The 16,723-nt window shown below is 63.5% G+C and carries 17 protein-coding genes; 11 read left to right on the top strand and 6 right to left on the bottom strand.

What is annotated here, in order from left to right:
* Positions 1-7: 7 nt before the first annotated feature.
* Positions 8-919: a DMT family transporter gene (locus JQ621_RS05340; RefSeq protein ID WP_212233341.1), complete on the top strand. Its 912-nt coding sequence runs from the start codon at positions 8-10 to the stop codon at positions 917-919.
* A gap of 2 nt (positions 920-921) precedes the next feature.
* On the opposite strand, the gene JQ621_RS05335 is transcribed toward JQ621_RS05340, so the two are convergent.
* The 6 genes from JQ621_RS05335 to gntR all read right to left on the bottom strand — a co-directional run bounded on the left by JQ621_RS05335 (position 922) and on the right by gntR (position 7,198).
* Positions 922-1,314: a GFA family protein gene (locus JQ621_RS05335; RefSeq protein WP_212233340.1), complete on the bottom strand. Its 393-nt coding sequence runs from the start codon at positions 1,312-1,314 to the stop codon at positions 922-924.
* 3 nt (positions 1,315-1,317) lie between these two features.
* The gene (locus tag JQ621_RS05330; protein WP_212233339.1) at positions 1,318-2,475 is read right to left on the bottom strand and encodes a serine hydrolase domain-containing protein; all 1,158 of its coding nucleotides are present in this window, start codon (positions 2,473-2,475) and stop codon (positions 1,318-1,320) included.
* Positions 2,476-2,506: 31 nt separating this feature from the next.
* Positions 2,507-3,253 (bottom strand): SDR family NAD(P)-dependent oxidoreductase, encoded by a 747-nt coding sequence (locus JQ621_RS05325; protein WP_212233338.1) that lies wholly within the window; start codon positions 3,251-3,253, stop codon positions 2,507-2,509.
* 21 nt (positions 3,254-3,274) lie between these two features.
* Positions 3,275-4,006, bottom strand: a complete 732-nt coding sequence (locus JQ621_RS05320; RefSeq protein ID WP_212233337.1) for an SDR family oxidoreductase — start codon at positions 4,004-4,006, stop codon at positions 3,275-3,277.
* A 137-nt stretch (positions 4,007-4,143) separates the two neighbouring features.
* On the bottom strand, positions 4,144-5,973 hold the full coding sequence (locus JQ621_RS05315) for an IlvD/Edd family dehydratase (RefSeq protein WP_212233336.1): 1,830 nt from the start codon (positions 5,971-5,973) through the stop codon (positions 4,144-4,146).
* 127 nt (positions 5,974-6,100) lie between these two features.
* The gene (gntR, locus tag JQ621_RS05310; RefSeq protein WP_212233335.1) at positions 6,101-7,198 is read right to left on the bottom strand and encodes an HTH-type transcriptional regulator GntR; all 1,098 of its coding nucleotides are present in this window, start codon (positions 7,196-7,198) and stop codon (positions 6,101-6,103) included.
* Positions 7,199-7,402: 204 nt separating this feature from the next.
* On the opposite strand from gntR, the gene JQ621_RS05305 reads away from it, so the two are divergent.
* From JQ621_RS05305 to JQ621_RS05260, 10 genes are all read left to right on the top strand, one after another.
* Positions 7,403-8,464 (top strand): ABC transporter ATP-binding protein, encoded by a 1,062-nt coding sequence (locus tag JQ621_RS05305; protein ID WP_212233334.1) that lies wholly within the window; start codon positions 7,403-7,405, stop codon positions 8,462-8,464.
* 47 nt (positions 8,465-8,511) lie between these two features.
* Positions 8,512-9,825 (top strand): ABC transporter substrate-binding protein, encoded by a 1,314-nt coding sequence (locus tag JQ621_RS05300; protein ID WP_212233333.1) that lies wholly within the window; start codon positions 8,512-8,514, stop codon positions 9,823-9,825.
* Positions 9,826-9,891: 66 nt separating this feature from the next.
* The gene (locus JQ621_RS05295) at positions 9,892-10,839 is read left to right on the top strand and encodes a carbohydrate ABC transporter permease (protein ID WP_212233332.1); all 948 of its coding nucleotides are present in this window, start codon (positions 9,892-9,894) and stop codon (positions 10,837-10,839) included.
* A gap of 2 nt (positions 10,840-10,841) precedes the next feature.
* Positions 10,842-11,717, top strand: a complete 876-nt coding sequence (locus JQ621_RS05290; protein ID WP_212233331.1) for a carbohydrate ABC transporter permease — start codon at positions 10,842-10,844, stop codon at positions 11,715-11,717.
* Between the two features lie 77 nt (positions 11,718-11,794).
* Entirely contained in the window at positions 11,795-12,781 is a 987-nt protein-coding gene (denD, locus tag JQ621_RS05285) for a D-erythronate dehydrogenase (RefSeq protein ID WP_212233330.1), read from the top strand.
* A 29-nt stretch (positions 12,782-12,810) separates the two neighbouring features.
* The gene (locus JQ621_RS05280; protein ID WP_212233329.1) at positions 12,811-13,776 is read left to right on the top strand and encodes a sugar kinase; all 966 of its coding nucleotides are present in this window, start codon (positions 12,811-12,813) and stop codon (positions 13,774-13,776) included.
* A gap of 73 nt (positions 13,777-13,849) precedes the next feature.
* Positions 13,850-14,314: a barstar family protein gene (locus tag JQ621_RS05275; protein WP_212233328.1), complete on the top strand. Its 465-nt coding sequence runs from the start codon at positions 13,850-13,852 to the stop codon at positions 14,312-14,314.
* A gap of 85 nt (positions 14,315-14,399) precedes the next feature.
* Complete coding sequence (eda, locus tag JQ621_RS05270) at positions 14,400-15,050, top strand: bifunctional 4-hydroxy-2-oxoglutarate aldolase/2-dehydro-3-deoxy-phosphogluconate aldolase (RefSeq protein ID WP_212233327.1); 651 nt, start codon at positions 14,400-14,402, stop codon at positions 15,048-15,050.
* Positions 15,051-15,109: 59 nt separating this feature from the next.
* Positions 15,110-16,279, top strand: a complete 1,170-nt coding sequence (locus tag JQ621_RS05265) for an acetyl-CoA acetyltransferase (RefSeq protein ID WP_212233326.1) — start codon at positions 15,110-15,112, stop codon at positions 16,277-16,279.
* 173 nt (positions 16,280-16,452) lie between these two features.
* Positions 16,453-16,659, top strand: coding sequence for a hypothetical protein (locus tag JQ621_RS05260; protein WP_212233325.1), 207 nt, complete (start codon positions 16,453-16,455; stop codon positions 16,657-16,659).
* Positions 16,660-16,723 lie beyond the last annotated feature (64 nt).

The raw sequence follows: 16,723 nt of genomic DNA, 5'->3' as shown, positions 1-16,723 counted from the left end.
AGGAATTGTGGGCGAGATTTTCGGAGTTTTGGCTGCCGTGCTGTCGAGCGCGCTCGGCGGCACCTCGATCGGCGCCACGCGCTATCTGGTCGGCAGCATCGATCCGCTGGCAATCGGCTCGTTCCGGTTTGGCATCGGCTTTCTGCTGCTGCTGCCGCTGACAATGCTGCGTGGCGATCGCTGGCCGGGGCGAGGCGAGTGGCGTGCCGCTGTCGGGCTCGGCATCCTGTTCTTCGCGCTGTTTCCGATCCTGTTCAACGCATCGCTGATCTTCACGACGGCCGCGCGCGGGGCGCTCGCGCTGTCGACGCTGCCGCTGTTGACGCTCGTGATCGGCGCGGTGCTCGGCAGCGAAGCCCTGAGCTGGCGCAAGTCGATTGGTGTCATGGTGGCAACGCTTGGCGTTGCCGTCGCGCTGCTTGCCGATCTGGGCTCGGCGCCGCCGGGCGCCTGGCGCGGTGATCTCCTGATGATGGCGGCTGCGCTGTGCATGGCGCTGTACGGCATCTGGTCGAAGCCGCTGATCCGGCGCTCCAGCCCGATCGGATTTACGACCATGAGCATGGCCGCGGGGGCTGCCTGCCTCATCCTGCTTGCAGGTTTCCGAGGCAGCTTCGCGCCCGTCGCAAGTTTCGGCACGCCGCAATGGCTGGCCGCGCTCTATCTCGGCGCCTTCGGTGCCGCGCTGACCTTCTATCTCTGGGCGTTCGCGCTGGAGCGGACGACGCCGACGCGCGTGGCGATCTCGGTGACGGTCAATCCGGTCACGGCATCGCTGGTCGGCACCTGGCTGCTGAACGAGCCGCTGCGCTGGAATCTCGCGGCCGGCATCGTCGCGGTGTTCGCCGGGATCTGGTTGGCGACGACGACGGGGCGGCGCGTTCAGGCCGCAACTGTCACCGTTTCAAATCAGCCCTGACGTCAGGCCGGTATCGTCCCCTGATACTGCTTCAGGCCGTCGTCGAGCTTCACCCAGGTGAGCTTTTCGGAGACCCAGATGTGCTCGGTGGGCGCGAAGGCATTGCGGTCGTCGAAGGTCGCGAGCGCAACGCCCGCCAGCGTGCCGTTGCGCCGCCAGGAGAACAGTCGTGTGCCGCAGGTCTTGCAGAACACGCGATCGATCGCTTCGGACGACTTGTAGCGGCCGGTGTCACCCTCGACGGTCAGCATTTTCTGGTCGAACTGGGCGCGGGCGAAATAGGGCGAGCCCATCGCCTTCTGGCACATGCGGCAATGACAGACGCGCACGTTCAGCGGCTCGCCTTCGGCCTTGAATCGCACTGCGCCACAGAGGCATCCACCTTCGCGGATCATGGCTCAGACCACCCGCCATCCGCTGACTTGCCGCGCCATGTTCCAGTTAAGTTCATCGAGTTCGTCATCCATCTTGGTATTCGGCCGGCTCACATTGGTGAAGGCGGCCCAGCAGAAGCCGCCATGGGTCCTGACCGCGATCGTGCTGGTCCCGGGCAGGCTGCCATTGTGCCACCAATTGCCCGATTTGTTGATATTAAAACCTTTCGCATAGTCCGGGCTGTAGCTCGGTGCCGTCGTCATGATTTCGATGGTGCGCGGGCGCAGGATGTTCGCCGGCCGCGAATAGCCGTCGACATGCATCAGGAATTGCACGAGATCCGTCGGCGTCGCGATCCAGCCGCCATGGGAATCCATCCGGCGGACGTTCATGTCGTAGGGACTCTCGACCTTGCAGTAATAGGCGACTTCGCCCTGTTGGCGCTGATCGCGTGTGTTGCCTGATATCGACATGTTGGTGATGCCGCAACGGCCGAGCACTTCCGTGCGAACGTGCTCGGCATAGTGCTGGCCGGTGAGCTTCTCGATGACCCTGCCCAGCACGCAATAGCCGAAATTCGAGTAGGCGTAATGCTGGCCCGGCGGATGGTCGAGCGGCCGGTTGGCCAGCGTCCACGTGATCAGCTGCGCGTGGTCCATGTGCGGATGCGTGAACATGGGATCGCGGTTGTCATTGGTCCAGCCGCCGCCGGTGTGGGTCAGGAGCTGCTCCAGCGTGATCTGGTCGATACCGGGCGAATAGGGCGGGCCGCCGTAATCGGTGCCGAGCAGCGCGCCGGGCCCGAACACGCGGTCGCCGAGCCTGACGCGGTTCTGCTCGATCAGCCGGAACAGCGTGACCGAGGTGATCATCTTGCTGACGCTGGCGATGCGGAACAGATGCTGCGGCGTGACGGCTTCGTTCTGCTCGCGATCGGCAACGCCGAAGGCGGCCTGGTGCACGATCGTCCCGGCATAGCCGATCGCAAAGGAGAGCCCCGGGACGTCGAACTTGTCCATGAAGGCTTGCGCCAGCCGGCCCATCGCGGCGCGCTCAGTCGGCGAGGGCGGACGGATGCTCGGCGGGTTCGGCGCGAGCTGCGCACGTGCACTCCACGAGAACAGCGGCAGCGCGCCGGCGCCCGCTGCGAGCTTCACAAAGTCCCGACGTCCGAGCGACATGGTCTGCCTCCTCGGGCGGACCATCGATGTCTCAGTAGGTCGCCCGGCCTCCGGAAATATCAAAGACCGCGCCTGTGGAGAAGGCACAATCCTGAGATGCGAGCCACGCCGCCATCGCCGCGAGCTCTTCCACCAGCACGAAACGCGCCTTGGGTATTTTCGACAGCATGAAATCGATATGCTGTTGCGTCATCTGGTCGAAGATCGCGGTCTTCGCCGCTGCCGGCGTCACCGCATTCACCAGAATGTCATGTGCGGCGAGCTCCTTGCCGAGCGACTTCGTCAGCGCGATCAGGCCGGCCTTCGAGGCTGAATAGTGCGCGGCGTTCGGATTGCCTTCCTTGCCGGCGATCGAGGCGATGTTCACGATGCGCCCGTATTTCTGCTTGAGCATCACGGGCACGACGGCCTTGCAGACGATGAAGGGACCCTCGAGGTTGATGCGGAGGACCTTTCGCCATTCCTCGAGATCGGTTTCCCAGACGGGCTTGTTGACACCGGCGATGCCGGCATTGTTGACGAGGATGTCGATCCTGCCGAATGCGGCAAGCGTCGCATCGCGTGCCTGCTCGACGCCTGATGTGTCGGTGACGTCGACCTCGAAGACGCGGACGTTGTCACCGATCTCTTTCGCGGTCTTCTCGGCCAACGCTGAGTCAAAGTCCCAGATCGCGACCTTGGCGCCGGAGGCGACGAAGCGCTCGGTGATGGCGCGGCCAAAGCCCTGCGCGCCGCCGGTGACGATCGCGACGCGGTCGTTGAGATCAATCTTGTTCATCAGACGTGATCCCTTTGGGCGTCAGAGCATGTAGCCGCCGTCGACGACGAGATCGACGCCGGTGGTAAAGGCGCTCTCGTCGCTGCCGAGATAGATCGCCATGTTGGCGATTTCGTCGGCGGTGCCGAGCCGGCCCATCTTCTGGCGGGAGATGAACATCTCCTTGCCCTGCGAGCCTTGCGCGGCGGCGCGATCGAGCATCGAGGGGGTCTCGACGGTGCCGGGGCAGATCGAATTGCAGCGGATGCCCTTGGTGATGAAGTCGAGCGCGACGGCGCGCGACAGCAGCGACACCGCCGCCTTCGAGGAGCTGTAGACGTAGCGGTTCGCCGGCGGCCGCAGCGCCGCACAGGACGAGATGTTGACGATGCTGCCGCCGCCGCCTGCGATCATGTCGGGCAGGAAGGCCTTGATGGTCCGGTGCATCGACTTGACGTTGAGGTCGAACGAGAAATCGAAATCCTCCTCCGAGCATTCCAGAATGGTGCCGTGATGCACGAAGCCGGCGGCGTTGAGCAGGATGTCGATCTTGCCGATACGTTTTGCGAAAGCGTTGACGTCGGCGGTGTTGCGGACGTCGAGCTTGGCGACTTCGGCGATGCCTTGCCTGGCCAGATCGGCGATGCCTGTTTCGTTGATGTCGGTGGCGATGACGGTTGCGCCCTCGCGCGCGAATGCGAGCGCGCATGCGCGCCCGATGCCGGCCGCTGCTGCCGTGACGACGGCGCGCTTGCCCTTGAGGCGGTCTGCCATTTTGTTTTTCTCCTCACCTGAAATTGGTCTGTTGGTTTCTCGTCATTGCGAGGAGCTCTTGCGACGAAGCAATCCAGACTGTCTCCGCGGACATATCCCTGGATTGCTTCGCTTCGCTCGCAATGACGGTGCGGCTGCTAGTGATTATCCCGCGGCACGCCAAACGCGGAGGCGATGTTCTGGTAGCGCGTGGCGAGCTCCATGCAGGCGCCGGTCGATTGCTGGCCGACGGTGTTGCGATAGATCTCCTGCCAGGGCGTCTGGTTCGGCGGATGCTTGAAGCCGCCGGCGGCCTTGAGCTCGGCGTGGCGCTTCTTCAGCTCCTCGTCGGAGATCAGGATGTTGGCGCTGCCCTTGTTGAGGTCGATGCGGACCTTGTCGCCGTTCCTGAGGATCGCGAGGCCCCCATTGGCGGCCGCTTCCGGCGAAGCATTCAGGATCGACGGCGAGCCCGAGGTGCCGGACTGGCGGCCGTCGCCGATGCAGGGCAGGGACAGGATGCCGCGTTTGATCAGTGCGGCCGGCGGCTGCATGTTCACGACCTCGGCGCCGCCGGGGTAGCCGATCGGGCCGGTGCCGCGGATGAACAGCACGCAGTGCTCGTCGATGTCGAGCGAGGCATCGTCGATGCGCTCGTGATAATCCTCCGGGCCCTCGAACACGATGGCGCGGCCTTCGAAGGCATTGGGGTCCTTCGGGTTGTTCAGGTAGCGATCGCGGAATTCCTTCGAGATCACGCTGGTCTTCATGATCGCGGAATCGAACAGATTGCCCTTCAGCACCAGGAAGCCGGCATCCTTCACCAGCGGCTTGTCATAGGCCCGGATCACGTCGTTGTCGGGGGCGGGCGCATCCTTGCAGTTCTCGCCGATGCCGCGGCCGTTGACAGTGACCGCGTCCTCATGGATGCGCTTGTGCTTCATCAATTCGCGCACCACGGCCGGCACGCCGCCGGCGCGGTGGAATTCCTCGCCGAGATAGAAGCCGGCCGGTTGCATGTTGACGAGCAGCGGCACGTCGTGGCCGTATTTCTGCCAGTCCTCGATCGACAGCTCCACGCCGATGTGACGTGCCAGCGCGTTGATGTGGATCGGCGCGTTGGTCGAGCCGCCGATCGCCGAGTTGATGACGATGCAGTTCTCGAATGCCTTGCGGGTCAGGATGTCCGAGGGCTTGAGGTCCTCCCAGACCATCTCGACGGCGCGCTTTCCCGTCTCGTAGGCGATCTGGCCGCGCTCGCGGTAGGGGGCGGGGATCGCCGCGCATCCCGGCAGCGAGAAGCCCAGCGCTTCGGCAAGGCCGTTCATGGTCGAGGCCGTGCCCATGGTGTTGCAATGACCGACCGAAGGCGCCGAGGACGCCACGATCTCCATGAACTCTTCGTAGTCGATCTCGCCGGCGGCGAGCCGCTCGCGCGACTTCCAGACGATGGTGCCCGAGCCCGTGCGCTCGCCATTGTGCCAGCCATTGAGCATTGGACCGCCCGACAGCACGATCGCCGGCAGGTTCACGGTCGCCGCCGCCATCATCAGGGCGGGCGTGGTCTTGTCGCAGCCGGTGGTCAGCACCACGCCGTCGAGCGGATAGCCGTAGAGAACCTCGACCAGGCCAAGATAGGCGAGGTTGCGGTCGAGTGCCGCGGTCGGGCGCTTGCCGGTTTCCTGGATCGGATGGGTCGGGAATTCCATCGCGATGCCGCCGGCCTCGCGGATGCCTTCGCGGACGCGGTGGGCCAGTTCGATATGATGGCGGTTGCAGGGGGAGAGATCGTTGCCGGTCTGGGCGATGCCGATGATCGGCTTGCCGGACTGCAACTCGGCGCGGGTCAGGCCGAAATTCAGATAGCGCTCCAGATAGAGCGCGGTCATGCCCGGATTATGCGGGTTGTTGAACCAATCCTGCGAGCGAAGATGGCGGCGGGTGCCGTTACCGGCGGGCGCGTGGCCATTGGTTGGCTTTTTTGTCATTGGTTTCTCCTTCAATGCAACCGCACCGGTCGACGTTTGGGATGTCGAGTGGTGCGCTGCCCGGCAGTGCGGGCATGATATGGCGGCCCGCCTGCTGGCGAACGTTCCCTCGTTGTTGCGATCTTACTCACGGCTCGTTGGTAACGCTATCATTTTGTGCGGCTGGCATCCATTCGCCCGCGCGGGGGCTCGCCGCCTGACGCTGCGTCTGCGAACTCTGCCGCTCGATCACCGTGAAGCCGAGATCGAGCACGGGCCGCTCCGGACGCTTGCCCTCGATCGCCTCGATCAGCATCGCGGCAGCGGTGCTGCCCATCTCGTAACGGTTGGTCCGTACGCTCGTCAGTGTCGGCACCGAGGCGGCCATGAATTCGAGATCGTTGAAGCCGACGATCGCGATCTGGTCGGGGATCGCGATGTCGCGGCGGCGGCATTCGAACAGGACGCCGAGTGCAAGATCGTCATTGGCGCAGAACACCGCGTCGATGTCGGGTTCGCGCGCGAGCAGATCGGCGAACAGCGCGCCGCCGAGCGTGACCGAGGTCGGCGTCGCCGTCGTCACGATCAGTCTCTGGTCGAACAGGCCGGCGTCCTTCATGGCGGCGCCGTAGCCGTCGAGCCGGCGCTGCACCCGCGGGTCCATGCGTGCGCCGACGAATCCGACCCTGTGGCGGCCCTGGTCGAACAGATGCGCAATCGCCGCGCGCGCCGCATCATAATGGGAAAAGCCGATCATCATGTCGACCGGATTGGGCCCGATCTCCATGATCTGCATGATCGGGCACTCGGCCGCCTCCAGCATCGCGCGCGATTCCGTGGTCTGATCGATGCCTGTGACGATCAGCCCCGCCGGCTTCTGCGCCAGAAACAGACGCAGCAGCTTCTCCTCCTGGAGGATAGAGTAGCGTGTGTTGGACAATTGGATCGAATAACGGCTGCCTTCGGAGGCGTCGTAGATGCCGCGTAGCACATCCGAAAATACGTTGTTGGTCAGTGACGGAATCAAGACACCGATCACTTCGGTGCGCTGCGACGCCAGCGCGCGTGCCGCAAGATTAGGCACATAGCCGAGCTCCCGGGCCGCGCTTTCGACCCGCGTTCGCTTGGCGACCGACAGCGCTTCGGGGTTGCGGAAGAAGCGGGACGCCGTAATCGGGCTCACGCCAGCGAGCTCGGCGACTTCCGCCAACCGAATCTTGCCGGACTTGGTGCGCTTTCGACCCATTTGTTGCTCTTAACACAGTCGTTCCCGCAAACAAAGGAACGTTGACAGCGCTACCAGCAGCGACTAACCAAAGACAAATTGCCAAAGCCGCACAAACTGCCGACAATGTCCCACGTTACGAAGGACTTCGGGTCGGCGAAGTTCAAAAAACAAGACGGTGGCGGCGCCACGGTTGCGTCGCCTAAGTCGGAGGAGGGAGCCTAGATGTCGTCTGTGCAAATCCGCGACGTGCGGAAATCGTTCGGCAATTTTGAAGTCCTGCACGGCGTGTCGATCCCGATCGAGGACGGCCAGTTCGTCGTCCTGGTGGGCCCCTCCGGCTGCGGCAAGTCGACGCTTCTGCGCATGCTCGCAGGCCTCGAGAACATCACGTCGGGCACGATCTCCATCGGCGACCGCGTCGTCAACAATGTCCAGCCCAAGGAGCGGGACATTGCGATGGTGTTCCAGAACTACGCGCTCTATCCGCACATGACGGTCGGCGAAAACATGGGCTTCTCGCTGAAGCTGCGCAACGCCGGCGCCGACGAGATCAACAAGCGCGTCAAGCGCGCCGCCGAAATTCTCGCGCTGACCCCATTGCTCGAGCGCTACCCGCGCCAGCTCTCCGGCGGCCAGCGCCAGCGCGTCGCCATGGGCCGCGCCATCGTGCGCGATCCGCAGGTGTTCCTGTTCGACGAGCCGTTGTCGAACCTCGACGCCAAGCTGCGCGTCGCCATGAGGACCGAGATCAAGGAGCTGCACCAGCGGCTCAAGACCACCACCGTCTACGTCACCCACGACCAGATCGAGGCCATGACCATGGCCGACAAGATCGTCGTGATGCATGACGGCATCGTCGAGCAGATGGGCACCCCGCTCGAGCTCTACGACAAGCCGGAAAATCAGTTCGTCGCCGGCTTCATCGGTTCACCGGCCATGAATTTCCTGAAGGGGCATATCCGCGTCAACGGCGTTGCGACCTTCGAAGGACCGAACGGCGTCAAGCTGCCGCTCAAGAGCGCGCCGGCGGCATCGGACGGCAAGCCCGTGGTCTACGGCGTTCGTCCCGAGCATTTCACCCTTGCCGACGACGGCGCCGATGCCGAGATCGTCGTGGTCGAGCCGACCGGCTCGGAGACGCAGGTGTTTGCGAAGGTCGGTGGCGAGCAGGTCGTTGCGGTGTTCCGTGAGCGGCACACGTTCCAGCCGGGCGACAAGGTCAAGCTGAAGCCCGATCCGGACGTGATTCACTTGTTTGACCAGGCGACAGGCAAACGCCTCTAGCGACTTCAGAACGACCAAATACAAATTAAAAAATAAGGGAGAAAACCATGAGCGATTTCGACAGGCGAAGTGTGCTTAAAGCCGGCCTGGGGGGCGCAGCGCTGCTGGCTGGCCCAGGTATCGTCCCCGTCCGGGCTGCGGAGTGGACCAATACGCCGGAGCCGAATGCTTCGATCCGCGTGCTGCGCTGGAAGCAGTTCATCCAGGCCGAGTTCGACAAATTCGCCGAGCAGACCAAGAAGTTCTCCGAGAAGACCGGCATCAAGGTCAAGCTCGAGGCCGAGAGCTGGGAAGACATCCGCCCCAAGGCTGCGGTTGCCGCCAATGTCGGTGCCGGTCCCGATCTCATCGTCGGCACGCTCGACGATCCCTTCAAATTTCCCGAGAAGCTGATCGACGTGACCGACGTCGCCGACTATCTCGGCAAGCAATATGGCGGCTGGTATCCGGTGGCCGAGCGCTATGGCAAGAAGGGCAACAACTGGATCGCCATCCCGCAGGGCGCGACCGGTGGTTGCCTGAACTACCGCATCAGCCACGTGAAGGCCGCAGGCTTCGAGGAATTCCCCAAGGACACCGACGGCTTCCTCAAGCTGTGCCAGGCCCTGAAGAAGAACAACACGCCGGCCGGCTTCGCGCTCGGCCATGCCACGGGCGACGCCAATGGCTGGTGCCAGTGGGCACTGTGGGCATTCGGCGGCAAGGTCGTCAACGACAAGAACGAGGTCGTGATCGACTCGCCCGAGACCATCGCCGCGATCGAATACGTCAAGCAGCTCTATGCGACCTTCATCCCCGGCGTGCTGTCGTGGAACGACTCGAACAACAACAAGGCGTTCCTGAACGGCGAACTCAGCCTCACCCTGAACGGCATCTCGATCTGGACGGTCGGCAAGAACTCTCCCGATCCGAAGCAGCAGGAGATCGCCAAGGACATGAACCACGCGCCGATGCCGATCGGCCCCGTGGGTGTGTCGACCGAGCAGCAGAACGTCCTCGTCTATTACGGCTACAAGCACTCGAAATATCCGAAGGCGGTGAAGGAGTTCATCAAGTTCATGATGGACAAGGAGAACTACGACGCGTGGGAAGTCGCCTCCAACGGCTACGTCTCGCCGCCGCTCCCGGCTTACAACGACAACCCGGTCTGGACCTCCGATCCCAAGATCACGCCGTATCGCGACTGCCTCAAGCGCTGCCGCGACAACGGCTATGCCGGTGATCTCGGCTACGCTTCGGCTGCCGTGATGGGCGACTTCGTTGTGGTCGACATGTTCGCCGAAGCCGCCTCCGGCTCGGCCACGCCGCAGGAAGCAGCCAAGCGCGCCGCCGAGCGTGCCAAGCGCTACTACCAGGTCTGATCAGCTCCAATCTGCGTGGCGTCCGGCGCGCCGGACGTCACGACTGTTCGTCGAGGGGAGTCCGATATGGCTGTTATGGCCGAGCCTGTTGCCGTGCCTGAAAGGCGTGGCAGCCTGTGGTCGCGAGCGTTTGAAAGCCGCAACTTTCTCGGCGCGATGTTCATGGTGCCGGCGATAGCGATCCTTGTTTTGTTTCTCGCCTATCCGCTGGCGCTCGGCCTCTGGCTCGGCATGACCGACACCAAGATCGGCGGGGTCGGGCGCTTCATCGGGTTCGGCAACTTCGTCTCGCTCGCGAAGGACTCCGTGTTCTGGCTGTCGGTGTTCAACACCATCTTCTACACGGTCGCCGCCAGCATCGTGAAATTCGCGATCGGCCTTTACCTCGCGCTGCTGCTCAACGAGCGCCTGCCGTTCAAATCGATGATCCGGGCCATCGTTCTCTTGCCCTTCGTGGTGCCGACCGTGCTCTCGGCCATCGCGTTCTGGTGGATCTATGACAGCCAGTTCTCGATCATCTCCTGGGTGCTGATCAAGGCCGGCCTGATCACGCGTTACATCGACTTCCTCGGCGACCCCTGGAACGCGCGCTGGTCGGTGGTCGCCGCCAACATCTGGCGCGGCGTGCCGTTCGTGGCGATCACGCTGCTTGCCGGCCTTCAGACCATCTCGCCGTCGCTCTACGAGGCCGCCAATCTCGACGGCGCTACCAATCTGCAGCGATTCCGCCATATCACGCTGCCGATGCTGTCGCCGATCATCGCGGTGGTGATGACGTTCTCGGTGCTGATGACCTTCACCGACTTCCAGCTGATCTACACCATCACGCGCGGCGGCCCGATCAACGCCACGCATCTGATGGCGACGCTGTCGTTCCAGCGCGCCATCACCGGCGGCAATCTCGGCGAGGGCGCGGCGATCTCGAACGCAATGATCCCGTTCCTGGTCGCGGCAATCCTGTTGAGCTTCTTCGGACTTCAGCGCTCCCGCTGGCAGCAGGGCGGAAGGGACTGACCATGAGCACCGCGGACGACCAAAGCGTCGGAATGGACTACCTCGAAAGTTTTCCGCGGAAGTTTCTCCGCGTCTACCTTCCGCTCGGCCTGATCGTCGTCTTCCTGCTGTTCCCGTTCTATTGGATGACGGTCGCGACATTCAAGCCGGACGCGGAGATGTACGACTACGAGAAGTACAATCCGTTCTGGATCGTGCATCCGACGTTCGAGCACATCACCAAGCTGTTCTTCGACACTGACTATCCGCTCTGGATGTGGAACACCGTGATCGTCTCGGTGTCCTCGACCTTCATCTCGCTGTTCGCCAGCGTCTGCGCCGCCTATGCGATCGAGCGCCTCCGCTACACCGGCTCGCGTTATGTCGGTCTCGCCATTTTCCTCGGCTATCTGGTGCCGCCCTCGATCCTGTTCATTCCGTTGGCGGCGATCGTATTCCAGCTCGGACTGTTCGACGGCAATCTGGCGTTGATCCTGACCTATCCGACCTTCCTGATCCCGTTCTGCACCTGGCTCCTGATGGGTTATTTCCGCACCATCCCCTACGAGCTGGAGGAATGCGCGCTGATCGACGGGGCCACGCGGCTGCAGATCCTGGTCAAGATCACCCTGCCGCTGTCGCTGCCGGGGGTGATCTCGGCGGGCATCTTCGCCTTCACCTTGTCCTGGAACGAGTTCATCTACGCGCTGACCTTCATCTCCTCGTCGGAGAACAAGACCATTCCGGTCGGCGCCATTACCGAGCTCGTCAACGGCGACGTCTACCATTGGGGCGCCCTGATGGCCGCGGCCCTGACCGGCTCGGTCCCCGTAGTTATCCTTTATTCCTTCTTCGTGGAGTACTATGTGTCGGCAATGACCGGCGCCGTGAAGGAATGACCCGCGCGGCCTGCCTGAGAACGCGCCAACATTTTTCGAGAGCGGCGCGTTCCGGCCAATAAGAAGGAGTTGAGCTCTTGCACATTCTGGTTCTGGGCGCTGCCGGCATGGTCGGCCGCAAATTGTGTGAACGTCTCTTGCGCGACGGCCGGCTCGGCAAGAGCGACATCACCAAATTGACCATGCATGACGTGGTCGAGCCCAAAAAGCCGGAGAAGGCCGGTTTCCCCGTCGTAACAGTCTCGGGCGATTTCGCCGTTCCCGGCGCCGCCGAGAAGCTGATCGCCGGCCGCCCGGACGTGATCTTTCATCTCGCCGCCATCGTCTCGGGTGAAGCCGAGCTCGATTTCGACAAGGGCTACCGCATCAACCTCGACGGCACCCGGATGCTGCTCGATGCCGTCAGGCTCGTCGGCGGCGGCTACAAGCCGCGCGTGGTGTTCACGTCCTCGATCGCGGTGTTCGGCGCGCCGTTCCCGGACGCGATCGGCGACGAATTCTTCCACACCCCGCTCTTGAGCTACGGCACCCAGAAGGCGATCGGCGAGTTGCTGCTGGCCGATTACTCGCGCCGCGGCTTCCTCGACGGCATCGGCATCCGCTTGCCGACCATCTGCATCAGGCCCGGCCTGCCCAACAAGGCGGCATCGGGCTTCTTCTCCAACATCCTGCGCGAGCCGCTCGCCGGCAAGGAGGCGATCCTTCCGGTGTCCGAGGACGTCCGTCATTGGCACGCCACGCCGCGCTCGGCCGTCGGTTTCCTGCTGCACGCCGGCACAATGGACCTCGCCACGGTCGGCCCGCGTCGCAACCTGACCATGCCCGGCCTGTCGGCGACGGTCGGCGAGCAGATCGCGGCCCTGAAGCGCGTCGCGGGCGAGAAGGTCGCAGCCCGTATCAAGCGCGAGCCCGATCCCTTCATCGTCGGCATCGTCGGCGGCTGGCCGCGCAACTTCAACCCCAAGCGGGCGCTCGAGCTCGGCTTCACCACCGCCGAGAAGACGTTCGACGATATCATCCGCATTCACATCGACGACGAACTGGGCGGCAATTTCGTTGCCTGACCTAGCGGACGAACAGCGTGGATATGACGATGGCGAGCGTAGCTTGCATCGGTGAATGCATGGTCGAGCTCCGGCAGGCTCAAGGTGGGCAGTCTGCCGGGCAGGGCGGTGGCCTGTTCTCGCGCGGCTTCGGCGGCGACACCCTCAACACGGCGGTGTATCTGGCGCGGCTCGAGGTCAAGGTCGACTATTTCACCGCGCTCGGCGACGACGGCATGAGCGAGGAGATGATCGCGGCCTGGAATGCCGAGGGCGTCGGCACCCGCCGCGTCGTGCGGCTGCCGGGCAAGTTGCCCGGCCTCTACATGATCCAGCTCGATGCCAATGGTGAGCGCCAGTTCTTCCACTGGCGCGACAGTGCGGCGGCGCGGCAGCTGATGAGCCTGCCGGAGACGGACGAGCTCCTCAACTCGCTGATGAGCTACGACATTGTCTATCTCTCCGCGATCACGCTTTCGATCTACGACGCCGCGGGGCGGGATCGTTTGTTCGCGGCGATCAAGCGCGCGCGCCTGCTCGGCACGCGTTTCGTCTTTGACACCAATTTCCGCGCGCGCGGCTGGCCGGATCGCGACGTCGCCCGCGAGGTCTTCGCCGCGGCCTTTGCCGCTGCCGACATCGTGCTGACCTCGGCCGAGGATCTGCTCGCGCTCTATCCTGGCGAAAGTCCCGAGCAATTGATGGCGCGCATCCCGACGCCGGAGTTGGTGTTCCGCCTTGCCGAGCCCGTCAGCCTGTTGCGCTTCCCGGGCGGCACCCACGAGGTCCACGCCGAGCCAATGACCAGGCCGGTCGTTGACACCACCGCAGCCGGCGACAGCTTTGCAGCGGCCTATATCGCAGCCCGGCTCGCCGGTTCCGATCCGGTCGAGGCCGCCCAGGCCGGGCACCGTCTCGCCAGCCTCGTGATCTGCTATCCCGGCGCCATCATTCCGGGCTATGCCATGCCGCCGAAGAAGCGGCACCGGCAGACCGCGTCGCGCCAAGCCAAATAGAAGATTTGGGACTGTGCAGGTGACCGCCGCATTGGCCACTTCCTAAAGCCGTAAGCAATGCTTGGAGCAAGCCATGGTGAGACACAAGGAAGCACTCACTTTGGTCGAAATGAGCGACTCAGACTTTTGCGAATATGGCTGGAAGCTAGCGCGTGATGATCCTGCCACGTCGGTACGGTTTGTTCGAGGCCGTAAGATGAGGACCTTGGCCGGGGTGTTCGACGAATTCTCTGCGGCCTGCCAGTTTCCATACTATTTCGGTGAGAACTATGCAGCTCTTGCTGAATGCCTCGGAGATTTGGATTGGCTTAATTCCTCGCGCTTCGTCCTTATGATTTCGGGATTTTCTGAGCTTTTGGCCGAAGAGCCAGTGGAAATGGCGGCCCTCGGTAGGGCATTGGCGACCAGCATCGACGAATACAACCGGTCAAGGCAAACCAGCGAGTCCGCCAAGAGTCTGTTTCGCGTTGTCGTCAATGGAGCTGCGCCTCACGATGTCAACCAAAGGTCATTTTTCGCTGCAGTTGCGACTGCCTAGGCCCTTGAGAGTTGCATCTGAAGAGCCGTTGAAGCATTGCCGGTTTGGCCGGCTTGCGTTAGGCCTAGCAAGGAATTGAGGCCCTATGACCACTTCTGCCCAACAGAACCACCTCGTCGCGCTGTTCAAGGCCGCGACTGTTATTCCCGTCCTCACCATCGAGCGGATCCAGGACGCCGTGCCGCTGGCGCAGGCGCTGGTGGCCGGCGGCGTGCGCACGCTGGAGGTGACCCTGCGCACCCCCATCGCGATCGAGGCGGCGCGGGCGATCATGTCCGAAGTCCCCGACGCCGTCGTCGGCATCGGCACCATTCTCAATCCGGCCGATTTCGTCCGCGTCGAGAAGCTCGGCGTCGCGTTCGGCATCAGCCCCGGCCTGACCCCCGACCTCCTGAAGGCCGCCACCCACAGTTCCCTGCCGTTTGCGCCGGGCATCGCCACGGCGTCCGAGCTGATGATGGCACTGTCCTACGGCTTCGACGTCACAAAGTTCTTCCCGGCCGAGCAGGCCGGCGGCATCAAGGGCCTGCGCTCGCTTGGCGGGCCGTTCCCGAACGTGCGGTTCTGCCCGACCGGCGGGGTGGGCGAGGCCAATGCGGCGACCTGGCTCGCCGAGCCCAACGTGGTAGCGGTCGGCGGTTCCTGGCTGTGCCCGGCGGCGGAGATCAGGAGCGGGAACTGGGCCGGCATAACTGCCATCTGCCAGCGCACCCTCCAGGCCCTTAAACCTGCGTGAAGTCTTGCCATCCCTGAGCTAAGACTTAGGTCAGGCAAAAGACCCAGGGAGGGAAGACCATGACCGCCAGCATCGTCGGATGGGCGCATACGCCGTTCGGCAAGTTCGACACCGAAACCGTCGAAAGCCTCGTCACCCGCGTCGCCAACGAGGCGATGGCCGATGCCGGCATTTCGGCGTCCGATGTCGACGAGATCGTGCTCGGCCATTTCAACGCCGGCTTCTCGGCGCAGGATTTCACCGCCTCGCTGGTGCTTCAGGCCGACCCGAAGCTGCGCTTCAAGCCGGCAACCCGCGTCGAAAACGCCTGCGCCACCGGCTCCGCCGCTGTTCACCAGGGCCTCCGCGCGATTGCCGCTGGCGCGGCCAAGATCGTGCTGGTGGTCGGCGTCGAGCAGATGACCCGCACGCCTGGCCCGGAGATCGGCAAGAACCTGCTCAAGGCGTCCTACCTGCCCGAGGACGGCGACACCGTTGGCGGCTTTGCCGGCGTGTTCGGCAAGATTGCCAGCTCCTACTTCCAGAAATACGGCGACCAGTCCGATGCGCTGGCGCTGATCGCGGCCAAGAACCACAAGAATGGCGTCGCCAATCCCTTCGCCCAGATGCGCAAGGATTTCGGCTTCGACTTCTGCCGCGCCGAAAGCGAGAAGAACCCTTATGTCGCCGGTCCCCTGAAGCGCACCGATTGCTCGCTGGTGTCGGATGGCGCGGCCGCGCTGGTTCTAGCCGATGCCGAAACCGCCAAGACCATGGGCAAGTCGATCGGCTTCCGCGCGACCGCGCATGCCCAGGATTTCCTGCCGATGTCCAAGCGCGACATCCTCCAGTTCGAGGGCTGCACGGTTGCCTGGCAGCGCGCCCTGGAGAAGGCCGGCGTGACGCTCTCCGATCTCTCCTTCGTCGAGACCCATGACTGCTTCACCGTCGCCGAGCTGATCGAATACGAGGCAATGGGCCTGACGCCCAGGGGGCAGGGCGCCCGCGCCATCAAGGAAGGCTGGACCCTCAAGGACGGCAAGCTGCCGGTCAACGCGTCCGGCGGCCTGAAGGCCAAGGGACACCCGATCGGCGCCACCGGCGTCTCCATGCATGTGATGACCGCGATGCAGCTCGCAGGCCAGGCGCCCGAGGGCATGCAGCTCAAGAACGCCAGGCTTGGCGGCATCTTCAACATGGGCGGCGCCGCCGTCGCCAACTACGTCTCCATCCTGGAGCCGCTGAAGTGAGGCTTGTAGGGTGGGTTAGCGTAGCGTAACCCACCTCTTCTCTGTCTGCGTGGAAAGTGAAGAGGTGGATTACGCCTTCGGCTAATCCACCCTACGCTCCTTGCGCTAGATCATGGTGGGCACGCTTCGATTTGCCCACCCTACCGCTCTGATTGATTTGCAGGGAATGCATCATGAGCAATGATTACGAAGATTCACTGTCGATGGACGCCCTCAACGATCGCATCGCGATCCTCGAGGACAACATCCGCCAGCTGATCGAGCAGGCTGCCGCCGCTTCCGGCGAGCAGAGCGAGTCGCGCATCGCCGACCGCATCAACCAGCAGAACGACGAGCTCGATCGGCTGATGAAAATCCGCGAATCCCGCCAGAAGAAATAGCAGCCATCGCTGCGCATGCGGCCATACGCCGTCCGCCCTTGCGCGCACGGCACCGGTGGCTTTA

The sequence above is a fragment of the Bradyrhizobium manausense genome (assembly GCF_018129685.1).
GTDB classification, from domain to species: domain Bacteria; phylum Pseudomonadota; class Alphaproteobacteria; order Rhizobiales; family Xanthobacteraceae; genus Bradyrhizobium; species Bradyrhizobium manausense_D.
The sequence above is the reverse complement of the archived record's forward strand: the minus strand, read 5'-3'. Positions and strand labels throughout refer to the sequence as shown.